The following is a 16,888-nucleotide window of genomic DNA, read 5'->3' as shown; positions in this document are numbered from 1 at the left end:
TTCTTTGAGTGCGGGGTCGGCCGAGGCGGTGCCCCCTCGGGGTATCTACTAAGTAGTTTAGTACTAAGAGTGGCGTTGAGCGGAGCAGCATGGCCGGAAAGCAGAGACCGTCGTCCCGGAAGACGCAGAACACCCTGGCCGGGAGCGGTGTTCCCTGGATCACGGTCGTAGCCGTCGCGGCCGTGGTGGTGTTCGCGGGTGGCATCTTCGGCTACGTTTTCGTGCTGTATAGCGACAAAACTGAGCGTGCTGCTGCCGTCGCGCCGTGGACGCCGTCCGAGACGAACCGCGATCCCTCGCGAGCTATCCCCGGCGTCGTGGTCAAAAACTACGAGGCCGGTCAGCATGTTCAAGGTGCTCAACGCGTGGCCTACGAGGCTCGTCCCGGGTTTGGCGGTCCGCACGACGGCGTGTGGGCAGCGTGCAACGGGCAGGTATATGAGACCGCAGTGCGCACGGAGAATCTCGTTCATTCCCTCGAGCACGGCGCGGTGTGGATCGCCTACAACCCGGATCGACTCGACGATGCGGGTGTTGCGGTGTTGCGCAAGCGGGTCGATGGTCAGCAGTACATGACCATGTCGCCGTATCCGGGGCTCGACGGCGCGATCTCGCTGCAGTCCTGGGGGCATCAACTCAAGCTCAACGATCCGAATGACCCGCGAATCGATCAGTTCATCCGTGCACTGCGGACCAACCAGTACACGTATCCGGAAGTCGGCGCGTCGTGCGAGGCACTTGGGCCTGGCACCTTCGACCCGGCCGCGCCGCCACCGTTCAATCCCAGCCCGCCCGGTCCGGGTGCAGTGCCCGCGTCTGCCGCGAACGCGGGTGGTGGCGACGCGCCCTCGAGCGATCGACAGGGAGCATGAGGATGTCTATGAGCGAACGGCACCAGCCGGCGTGGCTGCGATGGGTGCTCGCGTTCGCGGTGCTCGTAGCCGTCGCCTTGCTCGCATCCGCGGCCACACTGTTCTTGGTTTCCCGGGACATGTCGGAGTCGACCTCTCCGGATGCCGTGGACATCGGATTCTCGCAGGACATGAGCACCCACCACCTACAGGCTGTCGAGATGGCCAATGTGGCCCGCGAACGCAGCCGAGATCCGTTGATTCGACAGCTCGGTTTCGACATCGAGACGGGACAACTGGAACAGGTCGGACGGATGAAGGGCTGGCTGAGCATGTGGAATCAGCCTCCGATCCCCGCCGGGACGCCCATGGGGTGGATGGGCACTTCCGGCGGGCACGCCGCTCATGGGCAGCGCATGACGATGCCCGGGATGGCCTCGGACCAAGACCTCGATCGTTTGCGGTCGCTGTCCGGGGTCGAGTTCGACAAGTTCTTCCTGCAGCTGATGATCCGGCATCATCAAGGCGGTGCGGCTATGGCGGCGGAGGCCGCCGAGCGGGCGACATTACCGCCGGTACGCAACCTGGCCCAGCAGATCTTGCGCGCGCAGCGAGCCGAAACCGAGACCATGACCCGGTTGCTGGTCGACCGAGGAGGGCACTTGCTTCCAGCGCACAACTGATTTGATCGGCGTGCTATCGCCAGGTTGAAGGCTGCTCATTCATCCGTCCACTAAGCGCATCAGCACAGGGCACAACGCGAGAGTGCCGAGAAGGAACACGGCCGCGCTGAAGGCCAGCGGGGTCACCGTCGCGGTCACGGCGGCAAGCGAGGTGTTGAGTCCGCGCGTGACTCGGCCACGGTGGCGTTTCTGTTGGGCGAGGCGTTGCACGCGCAGCTGCACATGGCCGCTTGCGACGCCGAGCGCGAGTGGAGGGGGTGAGGGTGCGCCCTCGCTGAGCGCGGCCAACGCGGACAGCACGGTCCGAGGGCCATGCCGCCGTGCGGCATGCTCGTCGGCCGCGATTTCCACCATGGTGCTGACAAAGTGGGGTGAGCACTGGGTCAGTGGGATCCAGGGCAGTGCTGTGGCGAGGACCTTGGCCAGTCCGACCAGCGCGTGATGCCTGCCTCGGAGGTGTGCGCGTTCGTGTTCGAGCACGGACGCGAGTTCCGTATCCGGCAGCCTCTCCCGGAGTCCCCGAGTCGCGACGATGGCCGGGTTCGTTCCGCCGATGCTGTAGGCGAACGGTTGTGGATGGTCGAGCCACATCGTCGTATACGCGCCAGCTTCGGGGTGTGCCGCGACCCGCAGCAGGTTGGTCTGGCGGCGGTGACTGCGTCGTTGATGACGCGTATGGCGAGCGTAGGTATGGATCAGCCGACCTGCGATCAGCATCCCGGTCGCCATGCTGGCGACGCTGATGATCTCGTGAAGCTGCGGAACGGAACCGTCCTTGAGCATGAGCCAGCACTCATGCAGCAAGTCGACGATCTGCGGGGCGAGGCCATGGCCTGGGAGGAAGGCGAAGGCCAGTCCGGTGGCGCCGGTCAGCAGGCAACCGATCACCAGCATGGTCCAACCGGCCAGAGCGGCGGTCGGGTCGACACGGCGCTCAAGCATGGCGTGGAGCAACCTCGGGCTCAGCCAGCCCACGAGAACGGCGCCCAGCAGCAACGACAGCGCGACCGTCATGTGTCCCGGCGCTCCCGCAGAGCCTTGCGGAGCAAGGCCGACTCATGATCAGACGTCGAACGCGCGAAGTGCAGCAAAACCGCGTCAGGGTCACTGGTCGAGCCGAGCAGTTCGCGCAATGCATGCGTCGCTGCTTCCTCGTGGCTCATGCAGGGCCGATAGCAGTAGGCGCGTCCCACCATCTCGCGCTCCACCCACCCCTTGCGGTGCAAATTATCCAACACGGTCATCACCGTGGTGTACGCGAGCTTCCGGTCGGCGCTGAGCGCGTCCAACGCAGCGCGCACGGTCATCGGCTCGTCGGTCTGCCACAGCACGTCCATCACTGCGGATTCCAGATCACCCAGACCTTGCATGAGACCTCCCTGTGACGAGCATAATGCCCAACCCGGCGAGCGGCGTGTGCGCCTGGCCCTCGTTCCGCCGCCGTCATCGGCAACGCATGTGCACGTCGTGATGTCGAGGATCGCCGATGCGGTAGGTAAGGCGCCGACGGAGGCGTCCCATTACGGACGATCCGGACCATTTACGATCAATCACGAAAATGCGATGATCGCTGCTCGCGGACCGCCACCATCCGACCGGATATTCGTGGTTCGGATGCTCGAAGTAAACCCTATTTCCGTCGTGCAGAGGTCAGGTATTGATCTTGCCGTTGAGCAGAGCGCTATGTGCAACAAGGGACGCGGGCTCGAACTTGAATTACGTGCCCGCGTCATCCTCATCGTATAACGATTCGCAAGTTTCGGCGTGTAGGTAATTTAAAAGAAAATGGCTGCTGTTTCAATGACTGTGACGCGAACCCGGGCACGGCCGGGCTGGGGCGTACAAGCTGTGTGGGTGCATCATATAGTGTCGTCCGCGGTTAGTACTGCAACGGCACTCGCCTGAGCCGTAGTGGATCATGGTGGGCGTGGTTGTGGAGCTGGTGGCGGCGGAGCTGGAGCGGGTGCACGAGCGAATCGCTGGGCGGTTCGTGCGTTCAGAGCCACGTGCGCGGGTGCGTGAATACGTGTCGGGCCTGGTCGCGGGCTTGGAACGCAAGAACGGGTGGACGATCGCTGAGCAGGCCGGTGAGGTCAGTCCGGATGGGATGCAGCGGCTGCTGCGGCGGGCGGACTGGGACATCGCCGGGGTCCGCGACGACGTGCGTGACTACGTCATCGAGCACCTCGGTGACCGCGAGGGTGTGTTGATCGTCGATGAGACCGGGTTTTTGAAGAAGGGGACTCGCTCGGCCGGGGTGCAGCGCCAGTACTCCGGCACGGCCGGTCGCACGGAAAACTGCCAGATCGGGACCTTCCTGGCGTATGCGTCCTCGGCTGGGCACGCGCTGATCGACCGGGAGCTGTATTTACCGACCAGCTGGACCGATGATCGGGACCGCTGCCGAGCGGCCGGGGTGCCCGACGAGGTCGACTTTGCCACCAAACCTGCGCAGGCCCAAGCGATGCTGGCTCGGGCGTTCGAAGCCGGGGTGCCGTTCTCGTGGGTCACCGCCGATGAGGCCTACGGGCAGGCCCACTACCTGCGGGACTGGCTCGAAGCCCAGGACGCGGCCTACGTGCTGGCCACCAAACGCAACGACACCCTGACCACCCTCTCCAGTGACACGAGCCGGGCCGACGAGCTCATCGCCGGGCTGTCCGAGCAATCGTGGCGACGACTGTCGGTCGGCGCCGGTGCCCACGGCCCGCGCATCTATGACTGGGCCCGCATCCCGCTCGGCGCCGATTGGCCGCCCGGGCGGGGACGCTGGCTGCTGGCGCGGCGCTCGACGAGCAATCCCAGCGAGATCGCCTACTACGTCGCCTACGGACCCCGCCGATCCCGACTGCTCGATCTCGCCTGGACCGCCGGATCTCGCTGGCATGTCGAGGAGTGCTTCCAACAGGCCAAGAACGAGGCCGGGCTCGACCACTACCAAGCACGCTCCTGGCGAGCCTGGTACGCCCACACCACCCTGTCGCTGCTCGCCCTCGCGTGGCTAGCCGTGGCGAAAACCCAGGCCACACAAGCAAATTCAACGCCCGAGAACCGGGTATGATCGACTACACCTTAGCAGAGCTCCGCCGACTGTTGATCAACCTCATCACCCGGACACCACACCCCGCCAAGCACGTCTGGTCCTGGTCACGCTGGCGCCGACGACGCCAACACCAAGCCCGCCACTGCCACTACCGACAACGCGGACACCCACTCTGAGTGCCGTTGCAGTATTAGAAGTGCGGCGTCCGATGCAGTTGGCCACTGGCGCAGGTGAAAGACGCACGGAATCAGCTTGTCCGTAGAGCAGCTCTCACCCGCAGTGGCCTGGGGCGCCACCATGCGGATGAGAGCCGCTTCAGCAATGCAGAATAATTCTTAGACTGACCTAGGTGCTGTTAGGTAAAGGAAGCACGAGGCTTATTTGCCCCACCTTCCCCAGCCCCAGCCGCCTCCGCGGCCCCAGCCCCAGCCGCCGCCGTGGCCCCAGCCCCAGCCTCCGTGGCCCCAGCCCCAGCCACCGGAGCCGAAGCGGAAAATGCTCTTGACGCGCATGATCTTCCTCTTTCGCGCGGATACTCGAACACGGCATCTGTCATGCCCGTAACGCTCATGCTCAACAAGGCGTGAGAGAACGATGCGGACTGGTAGTCGGCTCGGTGACCTGCCCATACGCGCTCGGCGGATGCCCCTTCAGCTCTCGCGCTGCACGAGTACTGCCCACGGTAGGAGGCTCATGGCGGGGCAGCTAAGGAACTTCGTCCTGGCCACGCACTGCGGCGACCGCTTAATCGATGGCAAGTCGAGCTAACGGTTGCTGATCACGATATTGGTGCGGCTCCAGCTGCTCTGTCGGCGGGGTGGTCCTGACATGGATCATCCTGCGGGCTTCGCTCGGCTGTGCAGGCCGGACCGTCGGAGACCGGACGATCCCGTCGCCGACCGCTCGCGGGTGGGCAGCAGTGCGTTGCTGCGCCACCCTAACCGGGTGGGGCCGCCGCGCCACGGGGAAAGGAGTACGTGCATGAGCGACTACGAACATCTCCAGGTCGCCAGCGATGCCGACACTGTCCGGATCACCATGAACCGCCCGGCCCGACGCAATTCGCTGACCGGGGACCACCTGCGCGAACTCGTGGAGGCGTTCGAGGCGGCTGGTCGGTCGGGGGCCTCCGGGATCGTGTTGGCGGGCAACGGCAAGGCATTCTCGGCGGGGCACGATTTCGGCGATGTCGCCGAGCGCGACCTCGCCGAGGTGCGTGAGCTGCTGCAGCTGTGCCAGCGGCTGATGCGCACCGTGCAGGAGGTTCCGCAGGTCGTGATCGCTCGCGTGCACGCGATCGCCACCGCGGCGGGATGCCAGTTGGTCGCGTCCTGCGACTTGGCCGTGGCCGCGGCTTCGGCGGCGTTCGCGCTGCCCGGTGGCAATGGCGGTTGGTTCTGCCACACACCGGCGGTGCCGGTGGCCCGCAGCGTCGGCCGCAAGCGCTTGATGGAGCTGGCGCTGACCGGCGATCCGATCGACGCGGTCACCGCCGCCGAATGGGGGCTGGTGAACTACGCGGTGCCCGACGAGCGGCTGGATGCCGCGGTCGATGACCTGCTCGCTCGGGCCACCCGTGGAAGCAGTTTCTCCAAAGGGATCGGCAAGCAGACGCTCTACGCCCAACTCGACCGCCCCGAGACCGACGCCTACGCGATAGCCACCGAGGTCATGACCGCGACGTCGCAGAGTCCCCCGGCCCGAGAGGGAATGGCCTCGTTCCTGGAGAAACGCGCTCCGGAATGGACCGACTAGCGTGTCCCGGACGGCTTCGGGCCGTGGAGTTGAGCACGGACTGCTGAGAGCGGTCTCGCTCGCTGCATCCCAGCGTTACCGCGGCGCGTAGCTGAGCGAAGATGGGCATGTTCCGCCACAGCTCGACCGGTGTGGTGAGGAAGCTTTACCAAGCGGTCGGAGCGATCGGGCAGTGATCGGCGCCGGCTGCTGCGACTGCGGGGCCTGCGGCTACGGCGAGTGGCAGTAGGAGTGCGAGTACGACCGCGGCGACGCCGGCGAGTGCAGCGAAGCGCCGCGGGGGAGCGGGCGTGTTGAGTAGTCGTCGCACCCGGACGGCGGAGGCGGTGGTGCCGGCCGCGAGCGTTGTCGCAGGGCTCCGGTTCTCGGCCAGGGTGAGTAGCGCTTCAGCGAGTTCGAGGTGGTCGGTGTGGCCGGCTGCCGCATCGTCGGCGGCCAGTTCGACCAGCCTGGTGGTTTCGGCGTGGGCGGTGCGCATGGACGGGAGGGGAAGCGCGGCTGCGATGGCAGCGCTGCTGAGCAGTAGCAGGTGGTGCCTGCGGCGGAGATGGGCGTGCTCGTGTGCGAGCACGGCGCCGAGTTGGTGCGCGTCGAGCGCGGTGAGGGCGGCGCTGGTGGCGACGATGCGCGCGTGACGGCCGGGCAGGCAGTAAACGACCGGCGTAGCGGCCTCCAGCACGGTGATGCCGGCCGGACCGGTATGCCCGGTCAACTCCAACCTCTGCCGATGATCACGGCGGTGCCGATGCGTGTTCAGGCTGATGCGAGCGAGGTGGACAGCTGTGCGGGCGAGCAATGTCAGTGCGAGGGCGAGGCTGGTACCGGCCACGATGGCGCCGCCGGGTGTGGCGTACTGCTGGCGGATGACCATCACGCAGGTGTGCACGAATTCGGCGATGCTCGAACTGACCGGCACCGTCGGGATCACCAGGACGAGCCCGGCGAGCACCAACGACAGCACGGTGGATACCTGCAGCACTTGCCAGGCGAGGATGCCGAGGTTGGGTGCGCGGTCGAACAGGCTGCAGCGGCGCATCAGCGGCGCGGCGACCATGGTGAGCAGGCTCGTGTAGACGAGCAGCGCGAACGTGATCATTGCGACCGGTTCTTGGCGGTCTTGGCGGAGTTCAGCGCGGCGCGTAGCTCGGCGACTTCGCCGGGGTCGAGGTGATCGAACAGCCTCACTAGCGCCGCGGCGCGGTCCGGCGTTGCGGATAGGGCCTCGGCGACGAGACCGGCGGTGTAGTCCGCACGACTCCTGGTGGGCCAGTACTGGTAGGCGCGCCGGACCTTGGAGCGTTGCAGCCAACCTTTGCGGAACAAGATTTCGGCGACGGTCTGCACGGTGGTGTATGCGACCGCGCGCTGCTCGTTGAGCCGGTCGACGACGTGGCGCACGGTCACCGGCTCATCCGTCGACCAGACCACGTCCATGATCTCGGCTTCCAAGTCCCCGAACGCGGGCATCGTGCCTCCTCCGAACGCGGGCGCCGCGCCCGACGTCATGGTAATCGAGGTGCCGGGGGCCTTTGCGATCACAGGGGCAACGTGAACCCGCTGATCGGGCCGCGCATCCAGGAAATCCATTCTGCCCACAGGCCGGTGACGAGTGCGAGACCGATGGCGATCAGCAGTGCTCCGCCGAGCTGCTGGATGCGCCGGGTGTGGCGACGCAGCCACGCGGTGACCCGCACCGTGCGCCGAGCGCCCAGCGCGATCGCGACGAAGGGCAGCCCGAGTCCCAGACAGTAGGCGATCACCAGCAGCAGCCCGCGAAAAGTCGCCGGGCCGATGTCGGTGGCGCTGGCAAGGGCGATCACCCCGGTCAACGTGGGACCCAGGCATGGAGTCCAGCCGAGGCCATAGACCGCGCCGAGCAGTGGAGCGGCCCATAGCCCGTCCCGGCGGGGTGTGTGCCGAATTCGCTTGGTGAACTGCAGCGACGGTACGAACCCGACGAACACCAGGCCCATGGCGACGGTGACGACGCCGCCGATGCGCTGCAACAGCTGCTCGTTCGCGAGGACCGCGTCGGACACGCCGAGCACGGCGACCGTCGCCGCGGCGAACACGGCCGTGAATCCGGCGACGAACAACAGCGCCGCTCCGGCGACGCGCCACCTGTCACCGAAGGTTGAGGCGGGCGCTGATGTGACGTCGGAGGACTCGACCGGTGGCGGTGGGGCACCAACGAGTCCGCCGAGGTACCCGAGATAGCCGGGGACCAGCGGCAAGCAGCACGGCGAGGCGAAGGAGACCGCTCCCGCCGCCACGGCGAGCAGCATTGCCACCAGGAGCGGACCGGAGATGGCTACTTCGGTCAGGTTCACGCAGGTCCTTGATCAGGTTCGGCGGCGATTCGTCGCACTACGGGCAGGAGTTGGCTGTCGTCGACTTGGGTCAGAAAGATGGCCGCAACGCGGTGGCGCCGGTCGAGCACGACGGTCGATGGCACGACGCTGCGCGGGTAGCCCTTCAGCGCCAGCAGCGCTCGGCCCGATGGGTCGTAGATCGACGGGTAGGTGATTCCGATGTCGCGGACGAAATCCACCGGGGCGCTGCGCGCACCGTCGCGCACGTCGACCCCCAGCACCTGAACACCGGAGCGCGCGGTCTGCTCCTGAACTCGCTGCAGGTGAGGCATTTCTTCACGACAGGGTCCGCACCATGAACCCCACACGTTGAGCACGACGACGGCGTTCCGGAAGTCGGCCAGAGAGATCTTGCGGCCAGGGCGGAGCAGATCGTCTCCGGCGAGTGCGGTGATTCTGCCGCGGGTGTGGGGCGGGTCGTAGAAGATCCGGGTCTGCCCGCCCGGGGAGACGAAGGTGAACTCGTCGCCGGCGGAGCTATTCGTGCCCACCGTGCAGGCCGACACGAGCAGCGCGGCCACGATCGGCAGGGTGCTCCAGAGCCGTTTGCTTCTCATGACGTTGCCTTGCCGTGCGGGGAGTCGAGGACCATCAGCGGCGATCTCCGTCGGCCGGGGGTGTTCGGCAGCTAAAAAACTAAGTTACTTAGGAGGGTAGGTTATGCTGCCGGTGGGGCTCCGTTTCGGTGCTCCCGTTGGCCGATCCGATGTCGAGGGAGTTGGTGCGTGTGCGACGCCACGGTGTTTTTTCGCTGGTCATCTCGGGTCTCGCGGTGGGGGCCGGGATGCTCGTCGCGCCGGTTGCCGTGGCCGAGGGTGGTCCGGCGGCACCAAGTCCGGTAGTGCAAGGCATGTCGGACAAGTGCCCGGAGTGCATGCACGGCAAGTGTCAGCAGTGCATGAAGGGCAAATGCAAGCAGTGTGCCAAGCAGTGTGTGCAGGGAAAATGTCGGCAGTGCATGTCCGCGATGGCGGGAATGCCTGATCAGATGGGGGACACGCTGCACATGCAGGCCCGATAACCGACTCCTGCGGTGATTGCCGAGGGCGCTGCGAGGCTGGTGCCCTCGGCAATCCTATGTCCACTCGGCGACACCGCTTGCTCACCGCGAAGCGGTTGGTGGTGGAAAGCGAGTTTCGCTCAGGCTGCCGGCGACGTGCGGGCTGCGGGGTTGCCGATGCGTGTCAGCAGGCGTCGCAGCATCCGCTGCTGTCCGGGCGGCCGGTGGGTTTGCCGGTGACGGAAGGTTCTCGCTTGCCCGGCGCCGCGACCGGCGCGGTGTCGGGAAGGGGTCGGGCGCGGGCTGCTCGGACGGCGTTGCCGATGACGAGGACCTCGGCGAGTTCGTGCACGAACACCACGGTGGCCAGTCCCAGGACGCCGAAGGCGGCCAGGGGGATCAGCACGATGATGATCGCTAGCGAGAGGCCGATGTTCTGCAGCATCACGGTGCGGGCGTGCCGGGCGTGTTCGAGGACTTGCGGGAGGTGTCGGAGGTCTTCGCCCATCAGCGCGACGTCGGCTGTTTCGATCGCGACGTCGGTGCCCATCGCGCCCATGGCGATGCCAACGTCGGCGGTGGCGAGGGCGGGGGCGTCGTTGATGCCGTCGCCGACCATGGCGATCTTGCGTCCGTTGCGCAGCTCGTCGAGGCGGCGGGCCTTGTCCTCGGGGCGCAGCTCGGCGTGCACGGTGCCGATCCCGGCCTGCTGGGCCAGTTCCGTGGCGGTGCGGGTGTTGTCGCCGGTGAGCATCGCCGCGTCGATGCCCTGCCCGCGCAGCCGTCGGATCGTTTCGGGGGCTTCGGCGCGGAGGTCGTCGCGGACCCCGACCGCCCCGAGCAGGGCGCCGTCGCGTTCGACGAGCACGACGGTTGCGCCGTCGTGTTGCAACCGCGCCACGTCGTCGGCGATCGCGTCGGCGTTGATCCATCCGGGTTTGCCCAGGCGGAGTGGGATTCCGTCGAGGTGCCCGTGCAGGCCGTGCCCGGGTGTCGCGGTGACCTCGTCGGCAGCGGTGGGCGCCTCGACGGCCGACAGGATCGCCCGGGCGAGCGGATGTTCGCTGCGGGCCTCGAGTGCGGCGGCGGTCGTGAGCACGTCGTGCTCGGTGGCGCCGCCGGTCGTGACAACTTCGACGACCCGCGGCTCGTTGCGGGTGAGGGTGCCGGTCTTGTCGACCGCCACGGTCTTGATGCGCCCGAGTTCCTCCAGCGCGGCGCCCCCTTTGACGAGTGCGCCCGTGCGGCTGGCGGCGCCGACCGCCGCGACGACCGTCAACGGCACGGAGATTGCCAACGCGCAGGGGGAAGCGGCCACGAGTACGACCAAGGCGCGTTCGATCCACACCAGTGGCTCGCCCAGGACGAGTCCCAGTGCGGCGATCACCGCGGCGAGGGCCATGATGCCGGGTACCAGCGGCCTGGCGATGCGGTCGGCGAGCCGTTGCCCGCGGCCCTTGCGATCTTGGGCCTGCTCGACGATGTGCACGATGCGTGCCAGTGAGGAGTCCGAAGCCGGGGCGCTCACTTCGATTTCGACGGCGCCGCCACCGTTGATCGCTCCAGCGTGGGCGATGTCGCCGGGACCGGCTTCGACCGGTACGGATTCGCCGGTGATCGCCGAGAGGTCCAGGCTGGTGCGGCCGGAGCTGATCACGCCGTCGGTGGCCGCACGCTCGCCGGGGCGCAGCAGCAGCCGATCACCAACGACGAGGTCATCGGGGGAGACTCGGTTTTCCACGCCGTTGCGCAGGACGGTGGCGGTGGGCGGCACCAGGCCCAGCAGCGATCGCAATCCGCGGCGGGTGCGGGCGATCGCGTAGTGCTCCAGCCCTTCGGCGATCGAGAACAGCACCCCGAGCAGGGCGGCTTCGGCGAATTGCCCGAGTGCCACTGCACCGACGGCGGCGATGGTCATCAACGTGCCGACACCGACCCGGCGGCGCAGCACGTTGCGCACCGCTTCCGGCGCGAACGTGGCCGCTCCGACGACGGCGGCAGCGAGTTCGACCCCGAGCCCGACCTGCTTGGCCCCCGTTAGTCCGATCAACCATCCCGCGGCCAGTAACAGGGCGGCCGCGGCAGCCAACTGCAGTTCGCGCACCTGCCAGAGCCGTTCGGCGCTGTGCCGGTCGTGGCCCGGTTCGTGCGAGGAACCGGATTCGTCGGGTCCGCAGCACTCGGCGCTCATCGTCGGTCTTCCAATGCCCGTCCTGTCGTCACCGCGCTCGTGGGGGCGGATGTGCCGAGGACGGCGTAGGTCAGCGTGCGACCTTGTTCGGTCAGCCCGTACATCACGAGCTTGCCGTCCCGGCGCGAAGTCACCAGCCCCGCGACCTTGAGCTGGCGCAGGTGGTGCGACACGAGATTCTTGGCATGGCCGGCCACCCACGAGACATCGCACACGCACAGCTCTCCGCCGGTGTGCAGCGCTGCGGCGATGGTCAGCCGCGTCGGATCCCCCAATGCTCGCGCCGCTGCCGCAGCGGGTTCCACGTCCGAGAGCTCGGGCAGGCCGGCCCTGATCTCTTCGGCGTGCGGGAGGTCCAGGCACAGCAGGCCGCAGCTGTCATCGCGTTCCACGGTCATATCAACATACTAACGTGTATTGAACTGAAAGGATGGCGTCGGTGTACGACAGCTGCGGCGGGGTGAGCGAGCTCTGGCCTGCGGTGGGGACCCCGGCGTAGCTCGACGGTTGCGTGGGCTGGACATGGTCCTCGTCGTCATGCCGTTCCACCGGGTGTTCGCCGTAATCGTGCTGAGCATGAACGCAGCGACCGCCGGGCTCTGTTACCGAGCTATCGACCTGCAGTGATTCACCGACGTGCTCGCCGATCAGCGGCTGGGCGGTTGGTTTCCTCGGTTGCTGGTGAGCGGGTCCTGGTGGCTCGGACGACTTCCCGGGCAACGCCCTCGACGGCGCGGTCGCACATCGTGCGATGCTCGACAAGCTCAAGCAGCACCGCGGCGGCGCCGGGACTGCCTGAAGAGTCGGCGGATCCGGACCGGCCGGACAACGGGCCCGACGACAGCCGGTTGGGGAGGAGCGGTTGCGATGAGTTCGCGAAGCATGGCGTTGTTCTTGGTCAGAACGCTGGCGTTCCTCGCGGTGGCGTTGGTCGTCGGCGTGATCTTCGGCTGGTCGTGGCCGGCCGTGCTGATGGTCGGGCTCATCGGCGCTGCCGCAGCCGTGCAGTTGGGGCTGGTGCTGCGGCAACGGCGGAAAGAACGGGCGGCTCGTCCCAGTGGCGAGGGAACATCCCAGCGCTGAGGTCGTGGCGACTTCCGCTGTGTGCAAAGTGGACGCGGCCGGACCATCGGTGGTGTGGGCGCGTGTCCCGAGATTTGCGATGCGGGAAACCGAGGTCCAGGCTCGGCGCGGCCCGGATCTCGTCGTGGTGAACATGGTTACCCGCGAGCCCGTACTCCACTGTGGACGGATGTGGAGGAGGGGCTCGCCAGGTGCAGTTCCTTCCTGGTGCGCTTACCGAGCGTGCGCCGATGCCCCGGTTCTGACGGTGCCTGCGGGCACCGGGGGAATGGGCTGCGTTCGTTCTGCACGTAGGTGAAGCGATCCAGTTCGTCGATCTCGAAACCCGTCGCCTGCAAGGCCGACGCCGTGTCGCGGTTGAGGCGGCACCCTCCGGCCGCGCGGGACCACACGGGCGTGATGACGTCCTGCACGCGGCCGGTCCAAGGGTTCGCCGACCGCACGTGCTCGTAGAACCGCAGATCGCCGCCAGGCCGAAGCACCCGTCGGAGTTCGGCCAAGGTCCCCGCGAGGTTCGGTACCGAACACAGGACGAGAGAAGCGACCGCGGCGTCGCACGAGCCGTCCTCGGCAGGCAGGGCTTCGGCATGCCCGTTGGTCACCCGGATCGGTACGGCAGCGGATTCGGCTGCCTTATCGGCCAAAGCGCGCAGGCGGTCCTCCGGCTCGACCGCGATGACTTCGGTGACGGTATGCGGGTAGTGCCGGAAGTTCAGCCCATTTCCCGCGCCGACCTCGATCACCCGCCCGGACAGCTCCGCCAGCACCCGCTCGCGGTGCTGCGCACCGCCGCGCCGCTCGGACTCAGCGCTGATCCGCTCGTACATCCGCGCGAACCGCGGGTGCTGGAACGTCGACTCGTCCGGCATCGCTTGCCCTCCTGGGATCGGGATCTCATACAGCGTGCTCCGGAGCGGGCGAGTCCACCACACCAATGCTGTGTCGCTTCGTTGGCCAGCTGCCACCGGTTGCCGTCAGCGTTCCGGGAACGATTCGGTGAACCATGCGCTGCAGCGCGGAGGCCACCTGCTGTCTGCCGCAGTGGGGTTGCGCGCTCGTCGACCGATCGTTCTAACAATAGCTCGTGGCCAGGCGGTCTCCGAAAAGCGAGCTCAAGCCCCGACGCTTCGTCCGCAGCCCGATGCCACAACGGTGAGTCAACCCGGCGGATAGCCGCCGACTGTTCTGGACACTACTTCCGTCCGGTACGTCGCTACGTCTGTGTGATCTACTATGGCCGATAGTTCGTACCATCCCTCGAGGAGCCGTTCAATGCACCTGTCTCGCCGCAGTCTCGCCGTGGGTATCGGGACCTTGGCCTCCACCTCTGTGGTCGGCTCTGCTCGGGCGGACACCCGCGCGCCGCGCTTCCCGGGCGGCAGCGCCCCTGACGACGTCGCTCGGGACGAATCGTATTGGCGTCGGGTCGCGCGGCAGTACCGTGTCAGCGGGGACTTCCTCAACTTGGAGAACGGCTACTACGGAATCATGTCGGACCCGGTTCGGCGCACTTATCACGACAACGTTGACCGGCTCAACGAGCTGAACTCATATCTTCTGCGCACTACCTACAAGCCGGACGCGGACAAGATCCGAGCACGGATCGCTGCCATGCTAGGTGCGCGCGACGAAGAGATCGCGTTGACTCAAAGTGGAACCGAAGCGCTGCAGAACCTCATCAGCGGCTACAACGATCTCCGCGCCGGTGACACGGTGATGTACGCCGACCTCGACTACCCGGACATGCAAGACGCCATGGACTGGCTGAAGCAGCGCCGCGGCGTCGAGGTGGCGACTTTCGCGCTCCCCGAGCCGCCCACCCGGCAAGCCGTCCTGGATGCCTACGATGCGGCTTTGCGCAAGAACCCGAAAACCAAGTTGCTGTTGCTAAGCCACGTGAACAACCGCACGGGCCTTGCGACGCCGGTTCGCGAGATCGTGAGCATGGCACGTGCCCACGGTGTCGATGTCATCGTCGATGCCGCTCATTCGTGGGGACAACTGGACTTCCGCGTCGAGGACCTCGGCGCCGACTTCGTTGGATTTTCGCTGCACAAGTGGATTGGTGCGCCTCTCGGCACCGGCTTCCTCTACATTCGCAAAGAACGTCTGGGCTCGATCGATGTCCTTTTCGAAGACGAGTCCAACCCGGCCGACGACATCAAGTCCCGCGTGGTTTCCGGAACCCGCGACGTGGCGTCGATGCTCTCGGTCCCGGCTGCCCTGGACTACCACGACGACCTCGGCGGTGCCGCTGTCAAGCAAGCACGACTCCAGTACCTGCGGGACTGCTGGGTCGAGGCGGCCGCTGACCTCTCCAACGTGGAAGTTCTGACCCCCGCAGACGCGAAGATGCACGGTGGAATCACGAGCTTCCGCATCACCGGGCGCACCTCCACCGAAGACAATGAAAAGATCGCGAAGTACCTCTTCGACAGGTACCAGATCTTCGTCGTGGACAAGGACGGCCCGGCCCGGGGCGGATGCGTCCGAGTCACGCCCGGTCTGTACACATTGCGCGAGCACGTGGACCGCTTTGGTGCCGCGTTGCGTGACGTTGCGGAGGCGTTTCGCCGCTGACCTCGTGAAAGAACGACTAGGTATGCCGCACTCGCCGAGCAGCGTGCTGACATTGCCCATCACGCCGGCCGGTCCGGGTGCTCCAGCAGCAGCACGTTGCCCTCGGCGCGTAGGTCGAAGTTCCTGCCGTTGGCCTCGACCATCTCCCGAAGGTTCAGATCAGTGAGCGCACTTGGGCACGCCTCGCTGTGACGGCCGCAATGCCGAATTCGACCTGTCCTGGGCCGAGAAGTTGGCTGCTTGAGCCTGTTCACCAAGACTGGGGCGCCACCAGAGAACCATGAGCCGCGAAGCGCCATGCTCCCGGCCGCAAGCAGTAAGCGCGACTACTGGTTGAGAGCACAAGTAGCGTGCCGGACTAGTGTTCAAATTTCCTGCAAGTGTCTGGGTCGTGGGCGACACAGTCAGTGTGATCTTGTCCGCGCTGGTGGGTCAGTTGATGGGTGAGCGGCGTTCGAGGAAGACGGTGTCGTGCCAGGTGCCGTCGCGTTGGGCGATGCGTTCGCGGAGGCCGACGGTGCGGTAGCCGGCGGCGTGGTGCAGGGCGATGCTGGCGCGGTTTTCGGTGAAGATCGAGGTTTGCAAGGTCCAGAGTCCGGCGGTGTCGGCTTCGGTGACCTGCTTGTACAGCAACGCTTTGCCCACGCCGCGTCCGCGGTACTTTTCGGCGACGTAGACGGCTGTTTCGGCGACTCCGGCGTAGCACTTGCGCGGAGACACGGGGCTGGCTGCGGTCCAGCCGACGACGTCGCCGTCGATGTCGGCGACCCAGCGGTGCTCGGGGAGCCATGTGGCGTCGAGGCTGGTCTTGCTGGGCACGGTGGTCTCGAAGGTGGCGATGTCGGTGTTGATGCCTTCGCCGTAGATGCGGCGGACGGCTGGCCAGTCGTCGGAGTGGAGAGCGCGCACGGTCACGTCGGCGGGCAGGTTGTCGGGGCAGCAGGGTTGGGGGCCGAGGAGTCCCATGACGGCGTCGGCGGCGTGCGGGAGGCCGGTGCAGCACGCTTCGTTGATCGTGACGATCGTGGCGGTGCCTTCCTTGTGTGTGCGCACGAAGCCGACCTCGGCGAGCTTGCGCAGGTGGAAGGAGCATGTCGACTGGCTGGTGCCCAGGATGTCGGTGAGTGCGCCCACGGTGATGCCCTTGGGGCTGGTCGCGACCGCGTGCAGCAGCCGTACTCGGACCGGTTCAGCGAGGCAGGCGAACCAGTCGGCGTAGGTGGCCGCATCAGCGGTGGGCAGGATCTGGGCTTGCCGGAGCGCGATCGCCATGCCGCCAGTGTATCGACGGGAATCGATGGTTGCGAGCATCGAGCGCGGTCGATACATT

General features: G+C 66.7%; 16 protein-coding genes and 1 pseudogene. 6 read left to right on the top strand and 11 right to left on the bottom strand.

Annotated features, from left to right (window positions below; translation table 11 throughout):
• Positions 1-89: 89 nt before the first annotated feature.
• Both V1457_RS23285 and V1457_RS23280 read left to right on the top strand, forming a co-directional pair.
• Complete coding sequence (locus V1457_RS23285; RefSeq protein ID WP_338596823.1) at positions 90-872, top strand: DUF3105 domain-containing protein; 783 nt, start codon at positions 90-92, stop codon at positions 870-872.
• Positions 873-880: 8 nt separating this feature from the next.
• Positions 881-1,534 carry a DUF305 domain-containing protein gene (locus tag V1457_RS23280; protein ID WP_338596822.1) on the top strand — a complete coding sequence of 218 codons (654 nt, stop codon included), beginning with the start codon at positions 881-883 and terminating at the stop codon, positions 1,532-1,534.
• Positions 1,535-1,573: 39 nt separating this feature from the next.
• On the opposite strand, the gene V1457_RS23275 is transcribed toward V1457_RS23280, so the two are convergent.
• Positions 1,574-2,548 carry a M48 family metalloprotease gene (locus V1457_RS23275; RefSeq protein ID WP_338596820.1) on the bottom strand — a complete coding sequence of 325 codons (975 nt, stop codon included), beginning with the start codon at positions 2,546-2,548 and terminating at the stop codon, positions 1,574-1,576.
• Positions 2,545-2,904 (bottom strand): BlaI/MecI/CopY family transcriptional regulator, encoded by a 360-nt coding sequence (locus V1457_RS23270; protein ID WP_338596818.1) that lies wholly within the window; start codon positions 2,902-2,904, stop codon positions 2,545-2,547. The genes V1457_RS23275 and V1457_RS23270 overlap by 4 nt, the downstream gene beginning before the upstream one ends.
• Positions 2,905-3,461: 557 nt before the next feature.
• Between V1457_RS23270 and V1457_RS23265 the strand changes: the two are divergent.
• Positions 3,462-4,580 (top strand): annotated as a pseudogene (locus V1457_RS23265) (IS701 family transposase); the annotation flags it as partial.
• 374 nt (positions 4,581-4,954) lie between these two features.
• Here V1457_RS23265 and V1457_RS23260 read toward each other — a convergent pair.
• A complete protein-coding gene (locus V1457_RS23260; protein ID WP_338596817.1) occupies positions 4,955-5,089 on the bottom strand; it encodes a hypothetical protein in 135 nt (44 codons plus the stop codon).
• Between the two features lie 469 nt (positions 5,090-5,558).
• On the opposite strand from V1457_RS23260, the gene V1457_RS23255 reads away from it, so the two are divergent.
• A complete protein-coding gene (locus V1457_RS23255; RefSeq protein WP_338596815.1) occupies positions 5,559-6,332 on the top strand; it encodes an enoyl-CoA hydratase-related protein in 774 nt (257 codons plus the stop codon).
• A gap of 145 nt (positions 6,333-6,477) precedes the next feature.
• Here the strand turns inward: V1457_RS23255 and V1457_RS23250 are convergent, their stop codons facing one another.
• The 6 genes from V1457_RS23250 to V1457_RS23225 all read right to left on the bottom strand — a co-directional run bounded on the left by V1457_RS23250 (position 6,478) and on the right by V1457_RS23225 (position 12,293).
• Entirely contained in the window at positions 6,478-7,386 is a 909-nt protein-coding gene (locus V1457_RS23250; RefSeq protein ID WP_338596814.1) for a M48 family metalloprotease, read from the bottom strand.
• Between the two features lie 38 nt (positions 7,387-7,424).
• Entirely contained in the window at positions 7,425-7,799 is a 375-nt protein-coding gene (locus tag V1457_RS23245) for a BlaI/MecI/CopY family transcriptional regulator (protein WP_338596812.1), read from the bottom strand.
• A 68-nt stretch (positions 7,800-7,867) separates the two neighbouring features.
• Positions 7,868-8,662: a cytochrome c biogenesis CcdA family protein gene (locus tag V1457_RS23240; RefSeq protein WP_338596810.1), complete on the bottom strand. Its 795-nt coding sequence runs from the start codon at positions 8,660-8,662 to the stop codon at positions 7,868-7,870.
• Positions 8,659-9,261 (bottom strand): TlpA disulfide reductase family protein, encoded by a 603-nt coding sequence (locus V1457_RS23235; RefSeq protein ID WP_407074715.1) that lies wholly within the window; start codon positions 9,259-9,261, stop codon positions 8,659-8,661. The genes V1457_RS23240 and V1457_RS23235 overlap by 4 nt, the downstream gene beginning before the upstream one ends.
• A 627-nt stretch (positions 9,262-9,888) precedes the next feature.
• Positions 9,889-11,895: a cation-translocating P-type ATPase gene (locus V1457_RS23230; protein ID WP_338596806.1), complete on the bottom strand. Its 2,007-nt coding sequence runs from the start codon at positions 11,893-11,895 to the stop codon at positions 9,889-9,891.
• Positions 11,892-12,293, bottom strand: a complete 402-nt coding sequence (locus V1457_RS23225) for a metalloregulator ArsR/SmtB family transcription factor (protein WP_338596804.1) — start codon at positions 12,291-12,293, stop codon at positions 11,892-11,894. Before V1457_RS23225 ends, V1457_RS23230 begins: the two co-directional genes overlap by 4 nt.
• Positions 12,294-12,762: 469 nt before the next feature.
• On the opposite strand from V1457_RS23225, the gene V1457_RS23220 reads away from it, so the two are divergent.
• Complete coding sequence (locus V1457_RS23220; RefSeq protein ID WP_338596802.1) at positions 12,763-12,978, top strand: hypothetical protein; 216 nt, start codon at positions 12,763-12,765, stop codon at positions 12,976-12,978.
• Between the two features lie 137 nt (positions 12,979-13,115).
• Here the strand turns inward: V1457_RS23220 and V1457_RS23215 are convergent, their stop codons facing one another.
• Entirely contained in the window at positions 13,116-13,847 is a 732-nt protein-coding gene (locus V1457_RS23215; protein ID WP_338596800.1) for a class I SAM-dependent methyltransferase, read from the bottom strand.
• Positions 13,848-14,250: 403 nt separating this feature from the next.
• Here V1457_RS23215 and V1457_RS23210 point away from each other — a divergent pair, with 403 nt between their 5' ends.
• Entirely contained in the window at positions 14,251-15,558 is a 1,308-nt protein-coding gene (locus V1457_RS23210) for an aminotransferase class V-fold PLP-dependent enzyme (protein WP_338596798.1), read from the top strand.
• Positions 15,559-15,990: 432 nt separating this feature from the next.
• On the opposite strand, the gene V1457_RS23205 is transcribed toward V1457_RS23210, so the two are convergent.
• A complete protein-coding gene (locus tag V1457_RS23205; protein WP_338596796.1) occupies positions 15,991-16,830 on the bottom strand; it encodes a metalloregulator ArsR/SmtB family transcription factor in 840 nt (279 codons plus the stop codon).
• Between the last annotated feature and the right edge of the window lie 58 nt (positions 16,831-16,888).

The sequence above is a fragment of the Saccharopolyspora sp. SCSIO 74807 genome, assembly GCF_037023755.1.
Classification (GTDB): domain Bacteria; phylum Actinomycetota; class Actinomycetes; order Mycobacteriales; family Pseudonocardiaceae; genus Saccharopolyspora_C; species Saccharopolyspora_C galaxeae.
Note: the sequence above shows the minus strand (reverse complement) of the source record. Positions and strands in the feature narration are given on the sequence as shown.

What these genes read in the sequence shown, in the direction of transcription:
- V1457_RS23215 (WP_338596800.1), bottom strand. Translation starts at nt 13,847, where the DNA reads ATGCCGGACGAGTCGACGTTCCAGCACCCGCGGTTCGCGCGGATGTAC.
- V1457_RS23280 (WP_338596822.1), top strand. Translation starts at nt 881, where the DNA reads ATGAGCGAACGGCACCAGCCGGCGTGGCTGCGATGGGTGCTCGCGTTC.
- V1457_RS23250 (WP_338596814.1), bottom strand. Translation starts at nt 7,386, where the DNA reads ATGGTCGCCGCGCCGCTGATGCGCCGCTGCAGCCTGTTCGACCGCGCA.
- V1457_RS23270 (WP_338596818.1), bottom strand. Translation starts at nt 2,904, where the DNA reads ATGCAAGGTCTGGGTGATCTGGAATCCGCAGTGATGGACGTGCTGTGG.
- V1457_RS23220 (WP_338596802.1), top strand. Translation starts at nt 12,763, where the DNA reads ATGAGTTCGCGAAGCATGGCGTTGTTCTTGGTCAGAACGCTGGCGTTC.
- V1457_RS23210 (WP_338596798.1), top strand. Translation starts at nt 14,251, where the DNA reads ATGCACCTGTCTCGCCGCAGTCTCGCCGTGGGTATCGGGACCTTGGCC.
- V1457_RS23230 (WP_338596806.1), bottom strand. Translation starts at nt 11,895, where the DNA reads ATGAGCGCCGAGTGCTGCGGACCCGACGAATCCGGTTCCTCGCACGAA.
- V1457_RS23245 (WP_338596812.1), bottom strand. Translation starts at nt 7,799, where the DNA reads ATGCCCGCGTTCGGGGACTTGGAAGCCGAGATCATGGACGTGGTCTGG.
- V1457_RS23225 (WP_338596804.1), bottom strand. Translation starts at nt 12,293, where the DNA reads ATGACCGTGGAACGCGATGACAGCTGCGGCCTGCTGTGCCTGGACCTC.
- V1457_RS23235 (WP_407074715.1), bottom strand. Translation starts at nt 9,261, where the DNA reads ATGAGAAGCAAACGGCTCTGGAGCACCCTGCCGATCGTGGCCGCGCTG.
- V1457_RS23285 (WP_338596823.1), top strand. Translation starts at nt 90, where the DNA reads ATGGCCGGAAAGCAGAGACCGTCGTCCCGGAAGACGCAGAACACCCTG.
- V1457_RS23205 (WP_338596796.1), bottom strand. Translation starts at nt 16,830, where the DNA reads ATGGCGATCGCGCTCCGGCAAGCCCAGATCCTGCCCACCGCTGATGCG.
- V1457_RS23260 (WP_338596817.1), bottom strand. Translation starts at nt 5,089, where the DNA reads ATGCGCGTCAAGAGCATTTTCCGCTTCGGCTCCGGTGGCTGGGGCTGG.
- V1457_RS23275 (WP_338596820.1), bottom strand. Translation starts at nt 2,548, where the DNA reads ATGACGGTCGCGCTGTCGTTGCTGCTGGGCGCCGTTCTCGTGGGCTGG.
- V1457_RS23255 (WP_338596815.1), top strand. Translation starts at nt 5,559, where the DNA reads ATGAGCGACTACGAACATCTCCAGGTCGCCAGCGATGCCGACACTGTC.